The 20,610-nt window shown below is 65.2% G+C and carries 18 protein-coding genes and 2 pseudogenes; 14 read left to right on the top strand and 6 right to left on the bottom strand.

The genetic code is table 11. From position 1 onward, the window contains the following. The 6 genes and pseudogenes from ACEQZD_RS05455 to map form a co-directional block, all read right to left on the bottom strand. Positions 1-220: pseudogene (locus ACEQZD_RS05455) on the bottom strand (succinyl-diaminopimelate desuccinylase); the annotation flags it as partial. Between the two features lie 89 nt (positions 221-309). Further along, positions 310-1,344: a 2,3,4,5-tetrahydropyridine-2,6-dicarboxylate N-succinyltransferase gene (gene dapD / locus ACEQZD_RS05450; protein WP_335628490.1), complete on the bottom strand. Its 1,035-nt coding sequence runs from the start codon at positions 1,342-1,344 to the stop codon at positions 310-312. 39 nt (positions 1,345-1,383) lie between these two features. Continuing rightward, a complete protein-coding gene (locus ACEQZD_RS05445; RefSeq protein ID WP_185956967.1) occupies positions 1,384-1,731 on the bottom strand; it encodes an ArsC family reductase in 348 nt (115 codons plus the stop codon). 24 nt (positions 1,732-1,755) lie between these two features. Further along, positions 1,756-2,937: a succinyldiaminopimelate transaminase gene (dapC, locus tag ACEQZD_RS05440; RefSeq protein WP_335628489.1), complete on the bottom strand. Its 1,182-nt coding sequence runs from the start codon at positions 2,935-2,937 to the stop codon at positions 1,756-1,758. Positions 2,938-2,966: 29 nt separating this feature from the next. Next, entirely contained in the window at positions 2,967-5,660 is a 2,694-nt protein-coding gene (locus ACEQZD_RS05435) for a [protein-PII] uridylyltransferase (protein WP_370184460.1), read from the bottom strand. A 36-nt stretch (positions 5,661-5,696) separates the two neighbouring features. After that, positions 5,697-6,530, bottom strand: a pseudogene (gene map, locus ACEQZD_RS05430) (type I methionyl aminopeptidase); the annotation flags it as partial. Between the two features lie 256 nt (positions 6,531-6,786). Between map and rpsB the strand changes: the two are divergent. The 14 genes from rpsB to lpxB form a co-directional block, all read left to right on the top strand. Continuing rightward, positions 6,787-7,542 (top strand): 30S ribosomal protein S2, encoded by a 756-nt coding sequence (gene rpsB, locus ACEQZD_RS05425; RefSeq protein WP_142949953.1) that lies wholly within the window; start codon positions 6,787-6,789, stop codon positions 7,540-7,542. Positions 7,543-7,615: 73 nt separating this feature from the next. Continuing rightward, positions 7,616-8,497, top strand: a complete 882-nt coding sequence (gene tsf / locus ACEQZD_RS05420) for a translation elongation factor Ts (protein ID WP_194856459.1) — start codon at positions 7,616-7,618, stop codon at positions 8,495-8,497. A gap of 321 nt (positions 8,498-8,818) precedes the next feature. Beyond that, complete coding sequence (pyrH, locus tag ACEQZD_RS05415; protein WP_185956966.1) at positions 8,819-9,568, top strand: UMP kinase; 750 nt, start codon at positions 8,819-8,821, stop codon at positions 9,566-9,568. A gap of 2 nt (positions 9,569-9,570) precedes the next feature. Next, complete coding sequence (gene frr / locus ACEQZD_RS05410; RefSeq protein WP_194856458.1) at positions 9,571-10,128, top strand: ribosome recycling factor; 558 nt, start codon at positions 9,571-9,573, stop codon at positions 10,126-10,128. 93 nt (positions 10,129-10,221) lie between these two features. Beyond that, positions 10,222-11,004: a polyprenyl diphosphate synthase gene (uppS, locus tag ACEQZD_RS05405; RefSeq protein ID WP_335628487.1), complete on the top strand. Its 783-nt coding sequence runs from the start codon at positions 10,222-10,224 to the stop codon at positions 11,002-11,004. Further along, the gene (locus ACEQZD_RS05400; protein ID WP_370184457.1) at positions 11,004-11,828 is read left to right on the top strand and encodes a phosphatidate cytidylyltransferase; all 825 of its coding nucleotides are present in this window, start codon (positions 11,004-11,006) and stop codon (positions 11,826-11,828) included. The genes uppS and ACEQZD_RS05400 overlap by 1 nt, the downstream gene beginning before the upstream one ends. Next, positions 11,828-13,012 (top strand): 1-deoxy-D-xylulose-5-phosphate reductoisomerase, encoded by a 1,185-nt coding sequence (gene ispC, locus ACEQZD_RS05395; protein WP_370184454.1) that lies wholly within the window; start codon positions 11,828-11,830, stop codon positions 13,010-13,012. Before ACEQZD_RS05400 ends, ispC begins: the two co-directional genes overlap by 1 nt. Next, a complete protein-coding gene (rseP, locus tag ACEQZD_RS05390; RefSeq protein ID WP_370184452.1) occupies positions 13,006-14,319 on the top strand; it encodes an RIP metalloprotease RseP in 1,314 nt (437 codons plus the stop codon). The genes ispC and rseP overlap by 7 nt, the downstream gene beginning before the upstream one ends. After that, on the top strand, positions 14,316-16,685 hold the full coding sequence (gene bamA / locus ACEQZD_RS05385) for an outer membrane protein assembly factor BamA (protein ID WP_142949946.1): 2,370 nt from the start codon (positions 14,316-14,318) through the stop codon (positions 16,683-16,685). Before rseP ends, bamA begins: the two co-directional genes overlap by 4 nt. 9 nt (positions 16,686-16,694) lie before the next feature. Beyond that, positions 16,695-17,189, top strand: coding sequence for an OmpH family outer membrane protein (locus ACEQZD_RS05380; RefSeq protein WP_142949945.1), 495 nt, complete (start codon positions 16,695-16,697; stop codon positions 17,187-17,189). A gap of 4 nt (positions 17,190-17,193) precedes the next feature. Beyond that, positions 17,194-18,225, top strand: a complete 1,032-nt coding sequence (lpxD, locus tag ACEQZD_RS05375; RefSeq protein WP_370184449.1) for a UDP-3-O-(3-hydroxymyristoyl)glucosamine N-acyltransferase — start codon at positions 17,194-17,196, stop codon at positions 18,223-18,225. Positions 18,226-18,270: 45 nt separating this feature from the next. Beyond that, positions 18,271-18,708 carry a 3-hydroxyacyl-ACP dehydratase FabZ gene (fabZ, locus tag ACEQZD_RS05370; RefSeq protein ID WP_142949943.1) on the top strand — a complete coding sequence of 146 codons (438 nt, stop codon included), beginning with the start codon at positions 18,271-18,273 and terminating at the stop codon, positions 18,706-18,708. Between the two features lie 82 nt (positions 18,709-18,790). Beyond that, a complete protein-coding gene (gene lpxA, locus ACEQZD_RS05365) occupies positions 18,791-19,576 on the top strand; it encodes an acyl-ACP--UDP-N-acetylglucosamine O-acyltransferase (protein WP_194856451.1) in 786 nt (261 codons plus the stop codon). Between the two features lie 12 nt (positions 19,577-19,588). Next, on the top strand, positions 19,589-20,610 hold a 1,022-nt coding region (lpxB, locus tag ACEQZD_RS05360), incomplete at its 3' end, for a lipid-A-disaccharide synthase (RefSeq protein WP_370184446.1).

Below are 20,610 nucleotides of genomic sequence, written 5' to 3'. Positions count from 1 at the left end.
CTCCGGTGGGCACCACGTCGGTGTGCCCGGCGAACACCAGCAGCGGGCCGTCGCTGCCGCGCCGCGCCCAGAGGTTGCGCACTTCCTCGAACCACAGCGTCTCGCACTGGAAGCCCAGGGCCTCCAGCTTTTCGACAATCCAGTCCTGACAGCCTTCGTCCTCCGGGGTGACCGAGGGGCGACGGATCAGTTCCTTGGCGTATTCGAGGGTACGGGACATGAATCCGGCTCCAAGCTACAAGCTACAAGCTACAAGCTCGCAGGCCGCCGGGGCCTGCTTGTGGCTTGGGGCTTGCAACTTGTGGCCGCTTAGTTGTGTTTATGCAGCTCTTCGTTGAGCGCCACGGCGGTTTTGTTGGTCTGGCACTGCACCGCGCCGCTCACTGAATCGCGGCGGAACAGCAGATCGGACTGGCCGGCCAGGTCGCGGGCCTTGACGGTGTCCGCCACCTTGCCGTTCTGGTCCAGCACTTCCACCTTGGTGCCGGCGGTGATGTACAGGCCGGCTTCGATGGTGCAGCGGTCGCCCAGCGGAATGCCGGTGCCGGCGTTGGCGCCGAGCAGGCAGTTCTCGCCCAGGGAAATCACAATGTTGCCGCCGCCGGACAGGGTGCCCATGGTGGAGGAGCTGCCGCCCAGGTCGGAGCCCTTGCCCACGAACACGCCGGCGGAGATGCGGCCTTCGATCATGCCCGGCCCTTCGGTGCCGGCGTTGAAGTTGATAAAGCCTTCGTGCATGACGGTGGTGCCTTCGCCCACATAGGCGCCCAGACGCACGCGGGCGGTGTCGGCGATGCGCACGCCGGCGGGTACCACGTAGTCAGTCATCTTGGGGAACTTGTCCACGCTGTTCACTTCCAGCACCTTGCCGTTAAGGCGGGCGAGAAGCTGACGCTCGGGCAGTTCGTTCAGGTCCACGGCGCCTTCGTTGGTCCAGGCCACGTTGGGCAGCAGCGGGAAGATGCCGCTGAGTACCACGCCGTGGGGGCGCACCAGGCGGTGAGAGAGCAGGTGCAGCTTGAGGTAGGCTTCCGGGGTGGAGGCCGGCTCCGCGTCGCTTTCCAGAATGGTCAGCACCACCGGGCGCTCGGATTCCTGGAACGCCACCGCGTAGCTGGCTTCGTGTTCAAAGCCGGCCTCGCGCCATTCCCGGGCGAGGTGCTGGATCTGACGGTGAGTCAGTTCCAGGGCCGCATTGCCGCCTTCATAGCCGACTTCTTCGCTGACCACGTCCACCAGCTTGCTGTCCGGGTTGATCACCGGGTCCGGGTAGAACACTTCCAGCCATTGGTCGTCGCGGTTCTTGCTGCCGCAGCCCAGTGCCATTGCGAAAATATTGCTCATGTTTGCCTCTCTGTCATTCGGTGCGGCGGAGCCGGTGGCTCAGCCCAGCAGTGTTTTCCAGCGGCCTTCTTCAAAGCCGGCTTCGATAATGTTGTCGCTGTGCAGAATCGGGCGTTTGATCAGGGACGGGTTGTCCTGTGCCGCGGCCACCGCGCTTTCCGCGTCCATGTTGTCGCGGGTGCTCTGATCGAGCTTGCGCCAGGTGGTGCCGCGCCGGTTGATCACGGTGTCCCAGCCCAGGGCGTCGATCCAGCGTCGCAGCTGGGCTTCGGGCACGCCGTCCTTTTTATAGTCGTGAAAATGATACTCCAGGCCCTGTTCGTCGAGCCATTTCAGAGCCTTCTTCATGGTGTCGCAGTTCTTGATGCCGTAGACGGTTATCGCCATGGGGTCCTTCCTCCTGGGGCACGTTTACAGACGTTCGATCAGAGCGCGAATGCGCTTGGCGCCTTCCACGCACTGATCCAGTTCCGCGACCAGCGCCATGCGCACCCGGTTCTTGCCGGGGTTGCGGCCCTGCACGGTGCGCGACAGATAGCGCCCGGGCAGTACGGTCACGTTCTCTTCGGACTTGAGGCGGCGGGCGAAGGTTTCATCGTCCACCGGGGTTTTGGGCCACAGGTAGAAGCCCGCGTCCGGGGCGCTAACCTTAAGCGGCTCGCCGAGAATGTCCAGTACGGCGTCGAACTTGCTGGCGTACAGGGCACGGTTGGCGCGCACATGCTCTTCGTCGTTCCAGGCGGCGATGCTGGCCACCTGGTGATGGTTGGGCATGGCGCAGCCGTGGTAGGTGCGGTAGCGCAGGAAGCGGCGCAGGATTTCCGCGTCGCCGGCGACGAAGCCGGAGCGCAGGCCGGGCAGGTTGGAACGCTTGGACAGCGAATGAAACACCACGCAGCGGCGGTAATCATGGCGGCCCAGCTCCGCGCAGGCTTGCAGCAGGCCGGCGGGGGCGCGCTCGCGGTAAATTTCCGAATAACATTCGTCGGACGCGATCACGAAGTCGTACTTGTCCGCCAGGTCGATCAGTGCCTTGAGCTGCGCGCTGCTCAGGGTGGCGCCGGTGGGGTTGCCCGGCGTGCAGATAAACAGCACCTGGGTGCGCAGCCAGGTGCTTTCGTCGACGGCGTCGAAGTCCGGTTGCAGGCCGGTGGCGTCGGTGCAGGGCAAATACACCGGTTCGCCGCCGCCGAGCAGGGCGGCGCCTTCATAGATTTGATAGAAGGGGTTGGGCATCAGCACCAGCGGGCTGCGCTGACGGTCCAGCATCGCCTGGGTGAACGCGAACAGCGCCTCGCGGGTGCCGTTCACCGGCAGCACCTGATGGTCGCTGCTGACCTGCTGCAACTTGAAGCGCCGGGTCAGCCAGCCGGCGATGGCTTCGCGCAGCTCCGGCAGGCCGGCGGTGCCCGGGTACTTGGCGAGCAGGGCGGTATTGTCGCGGAGCGCCTGCTGCACGAAATCCGGCGCCGGGTGTTGCGGTTCGCCGATGGAAAACGCCACCGGGCTTTTGTCACTGGGGGGCAGGTCGGCGAACAACGTGCCCAGCTTCTCGAACGGATACGGATGCAGGCGTTCCAGATCGGGATTCATGGTGTTCCTTAAATACGGCGCAAAGGTAATTAGATGGTGACCGACATGGGGTCGGTTTTGCTGTAATCGTCCAGCTCCTGCTTGAGCGTGGCCTGCAGACGCTGGCACAGCTCCGGATCGGAGACCGGCTGGCCTTCCAGGTCGGTGACGAAGAACACGTCCTCCGCTTTTTCGCCCAGGGTGGCGATGCGCGCGTTCTGCACCAGCAGCTCGAACTGCACGAAGATACGGCCGATATGCGCCAGCAGGCCTGGGCGGTCGAGGGTCTGCACCTCCACCACCGAGCGGTCGTTGACGATGTCGTTGCTGATCATCACCTGGGTGGGCACATCGAAATGCTTGTGGCGGCGCGGCATGCGCCGGCTCACGGTGGCGCCGAAATTTTCCGGCTGCTTGAGCGTTTCGGTGAGCGTTTTGCGGATGTATTCGATACGCGGCCAGTCGTTACCGATGGGCGTGCCGTTCTCGTCGAGCACGATATAGGTGTCCAGGCTGAAACCGTCCGCGCTGGTGATAATGCGCGCGTCCATAATGGTCAGCCCGAGGCTGTCCAGCGCGTTCACCGTGGCGGCGAACAGGTTGCGGGTGTCCGGCGTGTAGATAAAGATCTGCGAGCCGCCTTCCAGGTTGCCGGGGCTGGTTTCCGACTCGCGGATCAATACCAGCGGGTCTTCCTTGTTGGTGCGTTCCAGCAGCGCCTCGGTGTGCCAGGCGATGTCCCAGGGTGTTTCACGCAGGAAGTATTCGTCGCCGATGTTGGCCCACAGCGCTTCGATGGCGTGCGGGTCGTGGTCGCGCTCGGTGAGCAGCTTGAGGGCGTCGTCGCGGGTCTCGTCGATCCAGTCCTGTTTGTCCTGGGGGTTGTTCAGACCGCGCCGCAGGGCGCGTTTGGTCTCCAGGTAGAGCTGACGCATCAGCGAGGCGCGCCAGGAGTTCCACAGCGCCGGGTTGGTGGCGTTGATGTCGGCCACGGTGAGCACGTAGAGATAATCCAGATGCACCAGGTCGCCCACGGTGCGCGCGAATTCATGCACCACGTCCGGGTCGGAAATGTCCTTGCGCTGGGCGGTGACGCTCATGGTCAGGTGGTTGCGCACCAGCCAGGCCACCAGCTTGGCGTCCCAGTTGGTGAGGCCGTGGCGCTGACAGAAGGCGATGGCGTCGTCGGCGCCCAGCTCGGAGTGGTCGCCGCCGCGGCCTTTGGCGATGTCGTGGTAGAGCCCGGCCACGTACAGCAGCTCGGGCTTGGGCAGCCGGTAGAACACCTCGCAGGCCACCGGGAATTCGTCGCGCTGGTCGTCGTAGCGCAGGCGCCGCATGTTCTTGATCACCAGCAGGGTGTGCGCGTCCACGGTGTAAATATGGAACAGGTCGTACTGCATCATGCCGATGATGCGGCCGAACTCCGGCAGGTACTTGCCGAGGATGCCGTAGCGTTTCATGCGGCGCAGTTGCGAGAACAGCGCGTGCGGGCTGCGCAGCAGCTGCATGAACAGGGCGGTGTGGGCCGGTTCCTGGCGGAAGGAGTCGTCGATCAGGGGCCGGGATTCGATCAGCGCGCGCACGGTGGCGGCGCGCACCCCTTTCAGGTCCGGGTTCTGGGCCAGCAGCACGAACACCTCGAGGATCGCCGACGGGTGTTTGCGGAACACGTCCGGCGCGCTGATTTCCAGATAGTCGTTGCGCACCTGGAAACGGCGGTTGAGCGGGCGCACGTTCTCCGGCTCGCCGGCGCGCAGGATCACCTCGTCGAACAGCTGCAGCAGCATCTCGTTGAGCACCGACAGCGCCAGCGCCACGCGGTAGAAGCGCTTCATCAGTTGTTCCACCGCCAGGTTGGCGTCGGAGTCCTTGTGGCCGAGGCGTTCGGCGAGCTGGCGCTGGTGATCGAACAGCAGCCGGTTTTCGTTGCGGCCGGTGAGGCCGTGCAGCTGCCAGCGGATCCGCCACAGCGACTCCAGGCACTTGCTCAGCACGCGGTGCTCGTCGGCGGTGAGGAAGCCGGCGTCGACCAGCGCTTCCAGGCTGTCGGCGCCGAAGTGCCGCTTCGCCACCCAGGCGATCATCTGCACGTCGCGCAGGCCGCCGGGGGCGTTCTTGATGTCCGGTTCCAGGTTGTATTCGGTGTCGTTGAACTTGCGGTGGCGGGCGGTCTGCTCTTCCCATTTGGCGGCGAAGAAGCGGTCGGTGGGCCACATCGCGTCCGGCCCGGTGAGCACCGCGAGATCCGCGCGCACCCGGTCGTCGCCGGCCAGGGTGCGTGCTTCCATGATATTGGTGGCCACGGTGATGTCCTGGCCCGCCAGGCTCACGCACTCGTCCAGGGTGCGCACGCTGTGGCCGATTTCCAGGCCGATGTCCCACAGAAAGGCGACGAAGCCTTCCAGGGCGGAGCAGGCCTCCGGGTTGGGGGCGTCGCGGAACAGCACCATCAGGTCGACGTCGGAGTGCGGGTGCAGTTCGCCGCGGCCGTAGCCGCCCACCGCCACCAGGGCGGCCTCGGCGAAGCGGTCCAGGCCGAACAGCGACCAGGCGGCGATCAGCACCCGGTCCACCAGCCGGGCACGGCCGTGCACCAGCTCGGTGATCGGCGCTTCGTGAAAGGCCTCGTCGAGGCGCGCCTGGCCGGCCTCCAGGAATTCCCGGGCGGCGAGCCCCGGCTGATCACTGTCGCGCAGGGTGTCGAGCAGCGAGTCTTGGCTCATCGGCGGATCCAGGTTCATAACGGGGCGGCCTCGGCAGCGGCGTTAAAGACGGCGTTAGTAAAGATCGGATTCTTCCTGACGGGCGGTGAGTACCTCGTAACCGTCGGCGGTGACCGCCAGGGTATGCTCCCACTGGGCGGACAGCTTGCGGTCCTTGGTGACCACGGTCCAGCCGTCGGGCAGCACCTTATTATGGGCTTTGCCGGCGTTGATCATCGGCTCGATGGTGAACACCATGCCTTCCTGCAGCTCCAGGCCGGTGCCGGGCTTGCCGTAATGCAGCACCTGCGGGTCTTCGTGGAACACCTGGCCGATGCCGTGCCCGCAGTATTCGCGCACCACGGAGAAGCGCTCGGATTCCGCCAGTTTCTGGATGGTGTGGCCGATATCGCCCAGGCGCACGCCGGGCCGCACCATCTTGATGCCGGCCAGCATGCACTCGCGGGTGGTGTCCACCAGCCGCTGGGCCAGCACCGAGGGCTCGCCCACGTAGTACATCTTGCTGGTGTCGCCGTGCCAGCCGTCCTTGATGACGGTGACGTCGATATTAAGGATGTCGCCCTTTTTGAGCACCTTTTTCTCGTTGGGAATCCCGTGGCAGATCACATTATTCACCGATGTGCATATCGACTTCGGGAAGCCCCGGTAGCCCAGGCAGGCGGGGACCGCGTTCTGCTTGTTGACGATGTGGTCGTGGCAGATGCGGTCCAGTTCCTCGGTGGTGACCCCGGGCTGGACGTGCTCGCCGATCATTTCCAGAACTTCGGCGGCCAGGCGGCCCGCTTCGCGCATTTTCGCGATGTCTTCCGGGGTTTTTATGGTGACGTTCATGTTGATCAGAGAAACTCCAGCGTTTTCAGTGTCTTGGGCGGCAAATGCGGGGGCGGGGCGGTGTCTTGTATACCGCTTTTCCGTTGCCCGGCAGGGGCGCTTGTGGTATAAAGCGCGCGCCTTCGTCGCTCATGGGCGGTGCAACATTGTACCCGCTCGGTGTCGGCGAAGGGAAATCACACACGTTCCGTCACATGGCCCTGGGTGCCTTCCTGCTTGATCACTGTCACCGCGACGAAAGCGCGGCGGCACAGAGTAGAGGGGGTTGGGTCATGCGGGAATCGTGGAGGCCTAACCCAATTGGAGAAAGACCATGTCCAGCGTAACGATGCGCGATATGTTGAAAGCCGGTGTCCATTTCGGCCACCAGACCCGTTACTGGAACCCCAAGATGAAGCCCTTCATCTTCGGCGCCCGTAACAAGATTCACATCATCAACCTGGAAACCACCCTGCCTCTGTTCAACGACGCGCTGTCGTTCCTGAACAAGCTGGCGGCCAGCAACAACAAGATCCTGTTCGTCGGCACCAAGCGCGCCGCTCAGAACGCGGTCCGTGAAGAAGCCAAGCGTTGCGGCATGCCGTACGTGGATCACCGTTGGCTGGGCGGCATGCTCACCAACTGGAAGACCATTCGCCAGTCCATCAAGCGTCTGCGCGACCTGGAAGCCCAGGAGCAGGACGGCACCCTCGGCAAGCTGACCAAGAAAGAGCACCTGATGCGTCAGCGCGAGATGGAGAAGCTGGAACGCTCCATCGGCGGCATCAAGGACATGGGTGGTCTGCCGGACGCCCTGTTCGTGGTGGACGTGGATCATGAGGACATCGCCGTTCAGGAAGCCCGCAAGCTGGGTATCCCGGTGGTGGCGGTGGTCGACACCAACTCCAACCCGGACGAAGTGGACTACGTGATCCCGGGCAACGACGACGCCATCCGCGCCATCCAGCTGTACGTGAAAGCGGCCGCTGACGCGATCATGGAAGGCCGTGAGTACGCCCAGACCCAGTCCGGCGGCGACAGCGAGTTCGTTGAAGTCGAGGACGCCGAAGGCGAGAAAGCCGAGGGTTGATGACGCCGGGGCGGGCGCGGCCCGCCCCGACACCGGGGGTTGTTCCCCGATTCAAAGATTTAAAGAGGTAAGCATGGCTGCTGTAACTGCTTCAATGGTTAAAGAGCTCCGCGAGCGCACCGGTCTCGGCATGATGGAGTGCAAGAAGGCCCTGGTCGCCGCTGAGGGTGACATTGAGCGCGCGATCGACGATCTGCGCAAATCCGGCCAGGCGAAAGCCGCCAAGAAAGCCGGCCGCACCGCCGCCGAAGGCGTGGTGATGGTGGCTACCACCGAAGACCGCAAGCGCGCGGTGATGGTGGAGATCAACTCCGAAACCGACTTCGTGGCCCGTGACGACAACTTCCTGGGCTTCGCCAACAAGGTGGCCCAGGCCGCCCTGGACGCGGACGAAGTGGACGCCGCCAAGATCGTGGCACTGAGCCTGGAAGACGGCTCCACCGTGGAACAGGCGCGCGAGTCGCTGGTTCAGAAAATCGGTGAAAACATCCAGGTACGCCGCGCGGTGCGCCTGAACGCCACCGACGGTGTGGTCGGTTCCTACGTGCACGGCGGCAAGATCGGCGTGCTGACCGCGCTGTCCGGCGGCGAGCCGGAGCTGGCCAAGGACGTGTGCATGCACGTGGCCGCCGTGGCGCCGATGGTGGTGAACTCCGAGAACGTGCCCGAGGACGTGCTGGAAAAAGAGCGTGAGATCATCCGCGCCCAGCCGGACATGGAAGGCAAGCCCGCCGAGATCGTCGAGAAGATGGTCGGTGGTCGGATCAACAAGTTCCTCAAGGAAGTCAGCCTCACCGATCAGCCGTTCGTGAAGGACCCCAACACCACCGTGGGTCAGCTGGTCAAGGACGCGGGCGCCGAAGTACTGGCGTTTGAGCGTCTGGTGGTCGGCGAAGGCATCGAGAAAGAAGAAGTCGACTTCGCGGCTGAAGTCATGGCGCAGGCTAAGGGCTGATCGCGACCGAAGCACCGCTTCGCAGCGCGATCAGCGACCGGCCAGGGATGGCCGGGCCGGGCTTTCCGAATGCGATGGCGTGGCGCCAGGGATGGCCGGCACGGCCTGGCCGGGTAAGCCGCTTCGCAGCACGACCAGCGCGACTGGTGGCGCCTGCTTCCGGCGCCGTTCCGGTAAAGCCGGTTGTGCGGAAGCCACAAAACGCCTTGCTGGCCTGACCAGCAAGGCGTTTTTTTCGACTTGCATCCTGCCTCCGGCGGGGTAGTGTGCTGAATGGATTGAGATGAACGGCGGGTATTCATGAGTGGCGGAGATCAAGAGATGGCCAAGAACAAGGAGCGCTCGCCGCGCTACAACCGTATTCTGCTGAAATTGAGCGGTGAAGCGCTGGCGGGCGAAGAGGGGTTTGGAATCGACCCGCGGGTGCTGGACACCCTGTCATTGGAAATCGGCCAGCTGGTGGGCATCGGCGTTCAGGTGGGCCTGGTGGTCGGCGGCGGCAACCTGTTCCGCGGCGCCGCCCTGCAAACCGCCGGCCTGGACCGGGTGGCGGGCGATCATATGGGCATGCTGGCCACGGTGATGAACGGCCTGGCGCTGCGTGACGCCCTGGAACGGTCCAATATCCGCACCCGGCTGATGTCGGCCATTCCCATGAGCGGCATCGTGGAGCATTATGACCACCGCAACGCCAACCGGCACCTGAAGAACGGCGAAGTGGTGATTTTCTGCGCCGGCACCGGCAATCCGTTTTTCACCACGGATTCCGCGGCCTGTCTGCGCGGTATCGAGATCAGCGCCGACGTGGTGCTCAAGGCCACCAAGGTGGACGGCGTCTACAATGACGACCCGGTGACGAACCCCCAGGCGGAGAAGTACGATCACCTTACCTACGACGAGGTGATTGACCGCAAGCTCGGGGTGATGGATCTGACCGCCATCTGCCTGTGCCGTGACCACGGCATGCCGTTGCGGGTATTTAACATGAACAAGCAGGGCGCGCTGCTCGGCCTGATGCTGGGCGGCAACGAAGGCACCCTGGTTGTGGCTGACAAAGAAGGCGAGGAATAAAGGTGATCGAGGATATCAAGAAGGACGCCCAGTCGCGCATGAAGAAGAGTCTGGAATCGCTCGACGTGGCACTCAAGCGGGTGCGCACCGGACGGGCGCATCCGAGCCTGCTGGACGGTGTGACCGTGGCCTACTACGGTTCGCCCACGCCGCTCAGCCAGTTGGCCAACATTTCCGTGGAAGAGGGCCGCACCCTGGTGGTGTCGCCGTTCGACCGCTCCCTGGTTCCGGAGGTTGAGAAAGCGATCATGACCTCCGACCTGGGCCTGAACCCCTCCACCGCCGGCACGGTGATCCGACTGCCGCTGCCGCCGCTCACCGAGGAAACCCGCAAGGACCTGGTGAAAGTGGTGCGCGCTGAAGTCGAGCACGCCCGGGTGGCGATCCGCAATATCCGCCGTGACGCCAACGGCGACCTGAAAGATCTGCTCAAGGAGAAGGAAATCTCCGAGGACGAAGCCCGCCACGGCGAAGAGCAGATTCAGCAGCTCACCGATAAAAGCGTGGCCGAAGCCGACGCCATGCTCAAAACCAAGGAAGAGGAGTTGATGACGGTATAAGTGGCGGGGCGCAAGGGCGCCCGCCGACCGTTGTCCAAACACACTGTACGGGTGAATTCGGGATGCGGGCCCACCGCAGCCCGATGTTTTTTTATGGAAGACAGCAAAGCCGACTCCTCCGCTCCCGATATCGACTCCCATCAGGGCGCCGTTCCCCGCCATGTGGCCATCATTATGGATGGCAACAACCGCTGGGCGCGCCGCCGTGATCTGCCCGGGGTGGAAGGCCACCGGGCCGGTGAAAACGCGGTGCAGACGGTGATCCGCCGGGCCGGCCAGCGCGGCGTGGAAGTGGTCACCCTGTTCGCCTTCAGTTCCGAGAACTGGCGCCGGCCCCCGGAGGAAGTGAACCATCTGATGGGGCTGTTCGTGCGCGCCCTGGGCGAACGGGTGGACGAGCTGCAGGAAAACGGCGTGCGGCTGCGTTTCATCGGCGAGCGGGCCGCGTTCGGCGAGGATCTGCGCCGGGGCATGGCCGACGCCGAGCAGCGCACCGCCGGCAACCAGCGAATGACCGTGGTGGTGGCGGTGAATTACGGGGGCCAGTGGGATCTGGCCCAGGCCGCCGCCGAGCTGGCGCGCCGGGTGCGCGACGGCGAACTGGCCCTGGAGCGGGTCGACGCCCAGGCCCTCGGCGCCGAGGTCAGCATGGCGGACCTGCCGGCGCCGGATCTGCTGATCCGCACCGGCGGCGAACAGCGCCTCAGTAACTTCCTGCTGTGGCAAAGCGCGTACAGTGAATTCTATTTTACCCCGGTGCTGTGGCCGGACTTCGACGCCGACGCTTTTGATGCCGCCCTGGCGGATTACGCCGGCCGCCAGCGTCGTTTCGGTCGTTCCGGGGAAGAGGTGGAGCGCCTCAAGGGAGAACAATAATGCTTAAATTGCGGGTGATCACCGCTCTGGCGCTGCTGCCGGTCGTTCTTGGCGCGGTATTCGGCCTGGAGCGGGGCCCCTTCGCCCTGGTGGCGGGCGCGTTTTTCCTGATCGGCGGCTGGGAATGGTCGGCGATGATGGCGCGTTTCTCCACGGCGGCACGCCTGCTTTGGTGCCTGTCCCTGGCGCTGTTGATGCTGGGGGCCGAAGTGTTCCGCCCGGCCTGGGTGCTCAACACGCTGCCGCTGTGGTGGCTGCTGGCACTGGTGGCGGTGCTCGGCTACCCGCGCACCGCCAGCCACTGGTTCCGCCCGGCGGTGCTGGTGCCGGTGGGCTGGTTGCTGCTGGTGCCGGCCTGGATGGCGGTGGTGGAACTGCAGGACAACGGCGCGCTGGGTCTGGCCGGGCCCTGGGCGCTGCTGTTCGTGCTGGTCTGGGTATGGGCGGCGGACACCGGCGCCTATTTCGCCGGCCGCGCCTTCGGCCGCCACAAGCTGGCACCGGCGGTGAGCCCCGGCAAGACCGTGGAAGGCCTGCTGGGCGGCGTGGCGCTGGCCCTGGTGGTGGTGGCCGCGGTGTTCTACACCGGCTGGCTGGACGCGTCGCTGCCGGCGCTGATGATGGTGGCGCTGCTCACCGTGCTGGCGTCGGTGCTCGGCGACCTGTTCGAGAGCATGGCCAAGCGCCAGCGCGGCATCAAGGACAGCGGCACCGTGCTGCCGGGCCACGGCGGCATGCTCGACCGCATCGACAGCGTCACGGCGGCCCTGCCGGTGGCCCTGGCGGGGCTCAACTGGTTCGCTCTCCCTGGAGGCACGTTTTGATGACCGACCGGAGTCTGGAAACGGTCACTATTCTCGGCGCCACCGGCAGCATCGGCCGGCAGACGCTGGATGTGCTGGCAAGAAACCCAGAGCGTTACCGGGTGCTGGGCCTGACCGCCGGACACCGCTGGCGGGAACTGGCCGAGCACTGCCTGACCTGGCGGCCCCGCTTCGCCGCCCTGGCCGACGAGCAGGCCGCCGAGGCGCTTCGGAACCATCTCCGTGAGGCCGGGTCTCACACCCAGGTCCTGGCCGGCCATGCCGGCGTGGCCGAGGTGGCCGCCCTGCAGGAGGCGGACACCGTGGTCGCCGCCATTGTCGGCGCCGCCGGTGTGCGGCCGACCCTGGCGGCGGTGGAAGCGGGCAAGAAGATACTGCTCGCCAATAAAGAGACCCTGGTGGTCACCGGCGCCCTGTTCATGGAGGCGGTCAAGCGCCATGGCGCCACGCTGCTGCCGGTGGATTCGGAGCACAACGCCATTTTCCAGTGCCTGCCGGCGGACGGCGTCGGCCCGGGCGTGCGGCGCCTGCTGTTGACCGCCTCCGGCGGCCCGTTCCGGGGCTGGACCCGGGAGCAGCTCACCGCGGTGACGCCGGAGCAGGCGGTGTGCCACCCCAACTGGGACATGGGGCCGAAGATCTCCGTCGATTCCGCCACCCTGATGAACAAGGGGCTGGAGTATATTGAAGCCTGCTGGCTGTTCGCTGTGGCGCCGGAACGCATTGACGTGGTGATTCACCCGCAGAGCGTGGTGCACTCCATGGTCGAGTATCTGGACGGTTCGGTGCTGGCGCAGATGGGCACGCCGGATATGCGCACCCCGATCGCCTGCGCGCTGTCCTGGCCGGAGCGCATCGAGTCCGGGGCGTCGAGTCTTGATTTCGCGACGCTGTCGGGCCTGGATTTCCAGGCCCCGGACAACGACGCCTTCCCCTGTCTGGGCCTGGCCCGGCAGGCGATGGAGGAGGGCGGCGCCGCCACCGCGGTGCTCAACGCCGCCAATGAGGAGGCGGTGGCCGCGTTTCTGGATCGCCGGCTGGGCTTTAACGCCATCGGCGCCGTGGTGGAGGAAACCCTGCAACGTACGCCGTCCTCGCGGTGCGCCGACGTGGACGCGGTGATGGACGTGGATGCCCGTGCCAGAGACCTGGCGCGGTCGCTGATTAGGGAGTGGGCATGCTGACGGTGCTGGCCTTTATAGTCACCATTGTGGTCATAGTGGCCTTCCACGAGTGGGGGCACTTCCTGGCCATGCGGGCGTTCGGCATCCGCGTGCTTACCTTCTCCGTGGGCTTCGGCCCGCGCATCGCCCGCTTCACCGACAAAAAAGGCACCGACTGGGTGATCAGCGCGATCCCCCTGGGCGGCTTCGTCAAACCGCTGGACCGCCGCGATTCGGAAATGCCGCCGGACGCCAACATGGACGAGGAGTTTTCCGGCAAGCCGGCCTGGCAGCGGGTAATCACCTACGCCGCCGGTCCGGTGTTCAACTTTATTCTCGCCTTTATTATTTACTGGCTGCTGATGATGAGCGTCGGCCAGCGCGACGCCCTGGCGGTGGTCGGGGTGCCGGCGCCGGACTCGCCGGCCGCCGAAGCCGGCTTCCAGCCCGGCGATCAGTGGCTGGCGGTCAACGGCAAGCCGGTGGAAGGCTGGCAGGACGCGGTCAGTGAGCTGGTGCTTTACCTGGGCGAGGACGAGCCGGTCAGCGTGCGCGTGCGCCAGTCCGGCGGCGACACCGCCGAACGCCGCCTGCCGCTGGCCGCCTGGTCCGAAGACCCCGAGCAATCACCGCTCACCGTGCTGGGGCTGCGTCCGGCGGTGCTGATCGGCCAGGTGGCCGAGAACAGCGGCGCGGTGCAATCCGGCATTCGCCCCGGCGATCTGGTACTGTCCACCGCCGGCGAGCCGGTCACCGGCTGGGGCGGCTGGAGCGAGCAGCTGCGCGCCAGCCCCGGCGAGGAGTTGCCGGCGCGGGTGTTGCGCGACGGCCGCGTCGTCGATCTCACCCTTTACCCGCAACCGGTGGAACAGGACGGCGTCACCGTGGGTCAATTGGGGGTGGGCTCCGGCGGCCTGGTGGAGCACACCTATAACCCGCTGGCCGCGGTGGGCGCCGCCGGCGACCGTTTCGGCCAGCAGGTCAATGTGATTATTACCAGCGTAGCGAAGCTGGCCACCGGGCATCTGCCGCTGGACAGTCTCGGCGGACCGGTGACCATCGCCCAGGTGGCGGGCGACAGCGCCGCCCTGGGCGTCGCCAGTTTTCTTATGCTGTTGGCTTACCTGAGCATTACTCTGGGGGTCATCAACCTGCTGCCGATACCGATGCTGGACGGCGGCTGGATTCTCTTCGGCATCATTGAAATGATTCGCGGGCGCAGCCTGCCCGAGCGGTTTATCGTCGCCGCTCAGGGTGTGGGTCTGACGCTGGTGGTCAGTTTCATGTTGTTGGCCATCTATAACGACCTGGTGCGACAGTTTTCATGAATTTCGGAAACACCACTAAAACCCTGCTCAGCGGGGCCCTGGCCCTGGTTCTTATCTTCTCGCCGGTGACCGTCGGCGCGCAAAGCGGCGGTGGCGCCTTGCCCTTCCAGGTGCGCGATATCCGCGTCGAGGGGCTGCAGCGCATCCCGGTGGAGCGCGTGTACGCGGAGCTGCCGATCCAGCCCGGTGACACCGTCAACCGGAACGACGTGGTGCAGGCGGTCAAGCGGCTGTTCGCCACCGGCGACTACGAAGACGTGCAGCTCGGCCGCGACGGCGACGAGCTGGTGGTGGTGGTGGCCGAGCGCCCCAGCATCGCGCGCATCGATCTGGACGGTAACAAGCAGATCGAGGAAGAGGACCTGCGCCAAGGCCTCACCCAGGCGGGCCTGGCGGAGGGCGAAGTGTTCCAGCGCTCCACGCTGGAGGCGATCTCCGGGGAGCTGGAGCGCCAGTACATCGCCCAGGGCCGCTACGGCGCCGACATCAGCACCGAGGTGGTGCCGCTGCCGCGTAATCGGGTGGCGCTGGACATCCAGATTTACGAAGGCAAGGCCGCGCGCATCAGCGACATCAACGTGGTCGGCAACACCGTGTTCAGTGACGAAGAGTTGCTGGAGGACTTCGAGCTCAGTTCCTCGCACTTTTGGTCGTTCATCAAGGGCGACGACAAGTATTCCCGCCAGCGTCTGGCCGGTGATCTGGAACGTCTGCGTTCCTATTACCTGGATCGCGGCTATATCAACTTCTCGATCGAATCCACCCAGGTGTCGGTGACCCCGGACCGGGAGCGGGTGCTGATCACCGTCAACGTGGCCGAGGGCGACCAGTTCCGCGTCAACGACGTCAAGCTGTCCGGCGACCTGGTGGTGGATGAAAGCGAGCTGACCCCCTTGCTGGTGCTGCAGGAAGGCCAGGTGTTCAGCCAGCAGCTGGTGACCTACACCAGTGACCTGATCAAGCGCCGTCTCGGCAACGAGGGCTACACCTTCGCCGAGGTGCGGGGCGTGGAGCAGGAAACCGGCGACGGCAACACCGTGGACGTGACCTTCTTCGTCGACCCGGGCCGCCGCGTTTACGTGCGCCGCCTGAGCTTCGTCGGCAACGCCAAGACCGAAGACGAAGTGCTGCGCCGGGAGATGCGTCAGTTCGAGGACGCGCCGGCCAACACCTCGCTGATCGACCTGTCCCGCGAGCGCCTGCAGCGTCTCGGCTACTTCAGCTCCGTGCAGGCGGACACCGAGCGGGTCCCCGATTCCGAGGACCTGGTCGACGTGGAATACGAAGTGGAAGAGCAGCCCTCCGGCTCCATCGGCGCCAACGTGGGTTACTCCGACGCCTCCGGCGCCATCTTCGGCGCCAACGTCAGCCAGAACAATTTCCGGGGCACCGGTAACCGGGTGTCGTTCTCCCTGAGCCGCAGTGCGATCCGCGACTCCTACAGCTTCTCGCACTACAACCCGTACTACACGCTGGACGGCGTGAGCCGCGGCTTCAGCCTGTTCCATTCGGAAATCGATTTCGATGAAACACGGATTTCCTCCTACGCCGCCGACCGTTCCGGCGGCTCGGTGACCTTCGGTTATCCGATCTCCGAATACTCCCGTCTCAGCTTCGGCGGCACCTTCGAGCGCACCGACGTGCAGAGCGGTGACTACATCGCCGTCGCCATTGACGACTTCCTGCAGCGCGAAGGGGAAGAGTTCGACGAGTTCAAGTTCAACGCGTCATTGCGCACCAGCACCCTGAACCGGGGCATCCTGCCGGACCGGGGCTGGGCCAGCACCTTCAATCTGGAAGCGGCGGTGCCGGGTTCCGATTACCTGTTCTACAAGGCCAGCTGGGACGGTGAGAAATATTTCCCGATCACCCGCAACTGGACACTGCGGGCGCGCGGTGAAGTGGGCTACGGCGACGGTTACGGCGACGACAACGGCCTGCCGTTCTTCGAGAACTACTATTCCGGCGGTATCGGTTCGGTGCGCGGCTTTGAATCCCGCTCGCTGGGCCCGCGCTCGCCGGCGTTGTTCTACGCCGATTCGTCGGTGGCCGACCCCGATCCCGATCCGATCGGTGGTAACCTGCTCACCGAAGCCAGCATCGAGCTGATTTTCCCGACGCCGTTCGCGCCGGAATCGCGCAGCATCCGAACCTTCCTGTTCGTGGACGCCGGTAACGTGTTCGAAACCCGGCAACAGGATATCATGCAGGACTTCGACGCCACCGAACTGCGTTCCTCGGTGGGCATCGGTTTGAGCTGGCTGACCGCCATCGGTCCGCTCAGCTTCAACCTGGCCACACCGATCAACGATGAATCCGGTGATGACACGGAAGTATTCCAGTTCTCCCTGGGGCAAACTTTCTAGGAGTTAATTATGAAAAAATATTTGCTTGCCGTTGCACTGATGTTGCCGCTTTTCGCCCAGGCCGAAGGCCGTACCGGGGTGGTTGACCCGATCGGCGCTTTGCAGGAAGCCAAGGAGTTCCAGGACCGTTTCGGCAAACTGGAATCCTCGCTGAAAGACGAACAAAACCGTCTCGACCGTCTCGGCGGTGAGGTGGAGAACCTGCGCGGTCGCCTCGAAAAAGAGGGCATGACCATGAGCGAGGACGAGCGCGAACAGCTGCAGACCCAGGGTCAGCAGAAGATGATTGAGTTGCAGAACCTGCGCCAGTCCGCGCAGCGCAAGCTGAATAAGGGCCAGCAGGAGATCCTTCAGGTGATGGAGCCCAAGCTCAAGCAGGCGGTGGAAACCGTGGCCGAGCGGGAAAACCTGGATATGGTGCTGAACGCCCAAGCGGTGGTCTACGTGAAGTCCGACATGGACATCACCGAGGCCGTCACCAAACAACTCAATTCGATGAAGTAATCGGATGCCTGTGACAGCACCGAAGACGGTCCGCCTCGACGTTCTTGCCCGGGAACTGGGCGCCGAGCTGCACGGACCCGGCGACCTGGAGGTCACCGGGCTGGGTACGCTGGGCGCCGCCGGCCCGGGCCAACTCACGTTTCTCGCCAACCCCCGCTACCGCGCGCACCTGGAGAACAGCCAGGCCGGCGCCGTGTTGCTGCGCGCCGACCAGCTGGACGTCTGTCCGGTGGCGGCGCTGGTGGTGAAGGATCCCTATCTGGCGTACGCCAAGGCCAGCCACTTCTTCGACACCGCTTCGGTGCCGGCGGCCGGTGTTCACGCGGCGGCCTGCGTCGCCGAGGACGCGGTGGTGCCGGCCTCGGCCTCGGTGGGTCCCAACGCGGTGATCGAAGCCGGCGTGGTGCTGGGCGAGGGCGTGGTGATCGGCGCCAACAGCGTGGTGGGCGCCGGCAGCAGCCTGGGCGACGGCTGCCGTATCTGGCCAAATGTTACAATTTACCATGGTGTCCACATCGGACCGCGCTCTATCATACACGCCAATTGCGTCCTGGGTGCCGACGGCTTCGGCTTCGCGCCCACTGCGTCCGGCTGGAGCAAAATCGCCCAGGTGGGTGGGGTGCGCATCGGCGCCGACGTTGAAATCGGCGCCGGCACCACCGTTGACCGGGGTGCGATCGACGACACGGTGATTGGCGACGGCGTGATTCTGGACAACCAGATTCAGGTGGCGCACAACGTGGTGATCGGTGATCACACCGCGGTGGCGGGCAAGGTCGGCATCGCCGGCAGCAGCCGGATCGGCGCCTATTGCATGATCGGCGGCGCCGCCGGGATCTCCGGGCATCTGGAGATCTGCGACAAGGTGCAGATTCTCGGCATGTCGCTGGTGTCGCGCTCGATCACCGAACCGGGCACCTACGGGTCGGCCCTGCCGGTGGACAAACAGGACCGTTATCGCCGGAACGTGGCCCGTTTCCGGCATCTGGATGAACTCTACCGCCGGGTCCTAAAGCTGGAACGCGACGCCGAGTAGCTCGGCCGCGGGCGGCGGCCAGCGTCACTTTTGGAAAACACAATCATGATGGATATCCATGAGGTGAGGGAGTATCTGCCTCACCGCTACCCTTTTTTGCTGGTCGACCGCGTGGTTTCGGTCGAGCCGGGCAAACGCATCGAAGCCTATAAGAACGTTTCCATCAACGAGCCGTTCTTCAACGGTCATTTCCCCGACGAGCCGATCATGCCCGGTGTGCTGATCGTCGAAGCGCTGGCCCAGGCGGCCGGCATTCTCGGGTTCGTGACCGCCAACAAAAGGCCTTCCGACGGCTTTATCTACCTCCTTGTGGGCACCGACAAGGCGCGCTTCAAGCGCCAGGTGGTGCCCGGCGACCGGCTCACGCTGCACGCGGAGTGGCTCACTCTGCGTCGCAACATCGCCAAGTTTTCCTGCCGCGCGGAAGTGGACGGTAAAGTGGTCGCGGTTTCCGACCTGCTGGTGGCCGAGCAGCGTAGCTGATCCGTTGATGGGGCCGTCGCCGTGGGCGGCGGCCTCGCGTATACTCCAGCACACCAAAACGCCAGGGCAAAAGCGCATAACAATGACTCACCCCGCAGCGATTCATCCCACAGCCATTATCGATCCGACGGCGGAGCTGGACCACGACGTTCAGGTCGGTCCTTACTCCATCATCGGGCCCCGGGTGCGCATCGGCGCGGGCACCGTGGTCGGACCGCATGTGGTGATCAACGGCCCCACCGTGATCGGCAAGAACAACCGCATTTTCCAGTTCGCGTCCGTGGGCGAGGACTGCCAGGACAAGAAGTACAAGGGTGAACCGACCCGCCTGGAGATCGGCGACAACAACGTTATCCGCGAGCATTGCAGCATTCACCGGGGCACCGTCCAGGACCAGAGCCTGACCCGCATCGGCGACAATAACCTGCTGATGGCCACCGTCCACGTGGCGCACGACTGCATGATCGGCAACGACAATATTTTCGCCAACACCACCGGCATCGCCGGCCACGTGCACATCGGCGACGGTGTGATCCTGGGCGGCATGACCGGCGTGCATCAGTTCTGCCGCATCGGCTCCTACGCCATGACCGCCGGCTGCAGCCTGGTGCTCAAGGACATTCCCGCCTTCGTAATGGTCAGCGGCAACCCGGCCGGCGCGCGCAGCATGAACTTCGAGGGCATGCGGCGGCGCGGCTGGGACGCGGACGTGGTGGCCACCCTGCGGCGCGCCTACAAGACCGTCTACCGCCAGGGCCTGACCCTGGAGCAGGCGCTCGCCGAGCTTGAGCCGCAGGTGGCGACCTGCCCGCAGCTGGCCATGTTCGTGGACTCCCTGCGCGCTTCGGAGCGCGGCATTACCCGCTGATAGGGCGCTGTTATGAACTCCTCTCCGGCGCCTCTCATTGCTGTGATCGCCGGCGAGGCGTCCGGGGATCTGCTCGGCGCCGGCCTGATCGGCGCCCTGCGCGAGCGTTTCCCCGGCGCCCGCTTTATCGGCGTGGGCGGCGAGAACATGGCCGCCGCCGGCCAGCATTCCCTGTTCCCTATGGAAAAACTGTCCGTCATGGGCATCACCGAGGTGATCGCCCATCTGCCGGAACTGTTCCGCCTGCGCCGCCGACTGGTGGACGACCTGCTGGCGCGGCGCCCGGACGTGGTGATCACCATTGATTCCCCGGATTTCACCCTGGGCGTGGCCAAACGGGTCCATGCCGCCGGCTTGAAGACCGTGCACTATGTCAGCCCCTCGGTGTGGGCCTGGCGCCAGGGCCGGATCAAAGGCATCCGCCGGGACATCGACCTGATGCTCACCCTGTTCCCGTTCGAGGCCCGTTTCTACCAGGAACACGGGGTGCCGGTGGCGTTCGTCGGCCACCCCCTCGCGGACATGATCGAGCTGACCGTGGACGCCGCCGCCGCCCGGGCGGAACTGGGGCTGGCTCCCGAGGGCCCCTTACTGGCGGTGCTGCCGGGCAGCCGGGGTGGGGAAGTGGCGCAACTGATGCCGGAATTCCTGGACGCCATGCAGCGGCTGCACCGGCACCGGCCGGCGCTACGCTTCGTGATTCCCGCCGCCAACGCCGCCCGGGGCGAACAGATCCGGGCGGCGCTGGCCGCCGCGCCGGCGCTGCCGGTGACCGTCACGGACGGCCGCAGCCGCACCGTGATGGCCGCCGCCGACGTGGTGCTGATGGCGTCCGGCACCGCCACCCTGGAAGGCCTGTTGCTGAAGAAGCCCATGGTGGTGGGCTACCGGCTGGGCGCGGTCACCGTCGCGATCGTCTCGCGGTTGGTGAAAAGCGAGCATGTGGCGCTGCCCAACCTGCTGTGCCGCCAACGGCTGGTGCCGGAGCTGGTGCAGGACGCCTTCACCGGCGCCGCCCTGGCCGAGGCGGTTCA

This window comes from Alloalcanivorax sp. (genome assembly GCF_964221125.1).
Classification (GTDB): domain Bacteria; phylum Pseudomonadota; class Gammaproteobacteria; order Pseudomonadales; family Alcanivoracaceae; genus Alloalcanivorax; species Alloalcanivorax venustensis.
This window is presented reverse-complemented; position numbering and strand designations above follow the sequence as displayed.